The sequence below is a fragment of the Bacillus sp. LR--39 genome, assembly GCF_053613335.1.
Genome location: NZ_JBSIOT010000111.1, coordinates 1 through 1,594, shown reverse-complemented (window position 1 = coordinate 1,594; position 1,594 = coordinate 1). Strand labels below are relative to the sequence as shown.

General features: G+C 50.3%; 2 protein-coding genes. Both read right to left on the bottom strand.

Annotated features, from left to right (window positions below; genetic code table 11):
* On the bottom strand, positions 1-1,153 hold a 1,153-nt coding region (locus tag ACWHAR_RS20855; protein ID WP_452087698.1), incomplete at its 3' end, for an MFS transporter.
* Positions 1,153-1,594 (bottom strand): Rrf2 family transcriptional regulator (locus ACWHAR_RS20850; protein WP_452087697.1); only part of this gene is annotated, 442 nt, incomplete at its 5' end. The genes ACWHAR_RS20855 and ACWHAR_RS20850, both read right to left, overlap by 1 nt.

Genomic DNA, 1,594 nt, shown 5'->3' with positions numbered 1-1,594 from the left:
TTGTCATGGCAGGAACTGTAATACCGGTACAGAGGTTCATAACAGACATCAACACCGCCAGCTGCCAATAAGGAAAATCCGGAGAAATCAGCACAAACAACAGCAATGCAATGATACAGCTGACCGACATTGATACAAACATAAGCTGACCGGCTTCAAACCGATTCGCCAGACGGGCAAACAGCAGATTGCCGATCACGAAGACCGCCATCATCGGCAGCAGCTCCACTCCAGCCATAAAGGAACTTGTGCCTCCTGCTTCCTGCAAAAAAAGGCTGAGCATAAACATGCCGCCAAAAAGGGCGAAATTCAGCAAAAACCCGATAAATTGGGCAGCTGAGAAGCGGCCGTTTTTGTATAAGGACGCCGGCAGGATGGGTGCTTTTGCAGAAATTTCCCGCAGCAAAAACAGCACAAATGCCAAAATCGCTGCAGTAAATGCTGCAAGAATCACTGGCGAGCGCCAGCCCGCTGAAGGCCCCTGTATCAAAGCATAGGAAAGAAACCCGAGAGCCATCATGCCAAGCAGATGCCCGATGATGTTCACGCGGCTGCTTTTTCCCGGAACGCGGCTGAGGATTCGGTAAGCTGAAATGAGCGTAGCAGCCCCTATTGGCACATTGATTAGAAAAATACTCTGCCAGCCCGCCAACTCTACCAGCACGCCCCCGATAAAGGGCCCAAGGGCTGAAGCGGCGGAAACAAGCGCGGCCCACAGCCCAAACATTCTCGCCCGCGCCCGCTCATCAGGGTAAGAGGCAGCCAAAAGGCTGAGTGAGCTTGGCATAAACAAAGCTGCTCCAATTCCCTGTATGAGACGTCCGGCAATCAGCATCTGCCCATTTATAGATGCAGCGCATAGACAGGAGGCCAGAACAAAAACGGCTAGACCCAAGATATAGATCGTCTTCGAGCCGAAACGGTCACCCAAGGCTCCGCCCGCCAGCAGAAGCGACGCAAAAGTAAGAATGTACCCGTCCACAACCCACGTTACACCTGAAAGTGACATTGAAAGAGTGTTTTTCATATCAGCCATCGCCACATTCACAACGGTCACATCAAGAGTTGCCATGAGGAAGCCAAGTGCGAGCACGATCAGCACGGATATGCCTGTTGATGATGTTGATTCTTGTATAGACCCGCTATTTTTCATTACAATTGCCCTTTCACTTGCTTGATTACCCAATCATCTATTTTTTCAAGATCATACAATTCCCCGACTCTGTCCATGACATGCTGCAAGGATTCTTCTCTCATAAGATTGGACCATTTATCCTCGATTTCCCCCATGACTGTCTCCAGCACACAGTGACTTTCACCCTCAAATACAGATTGCAGCAGGCCTTTCCCCTGATACATCGAACCTCTGCCTTCGACCGCTTGATAAACATCATAAAGCGTAATGTCCGCCAAAGGCTTCGTCAGGGTAAAACCGCCCTTCGTCCCTGGTAAGGATTCTGCCAAGCCGGCTTGAACTAATGTTCTCATCAGCTTCTTCAAGTAAGACGGAGACACGCGCAATCGCTGGCTTATAGCCTCTGACGTCAAAGAAGCCTGTACAGGCAGCCGTGACAGTAACAGCAGCACAGAAACC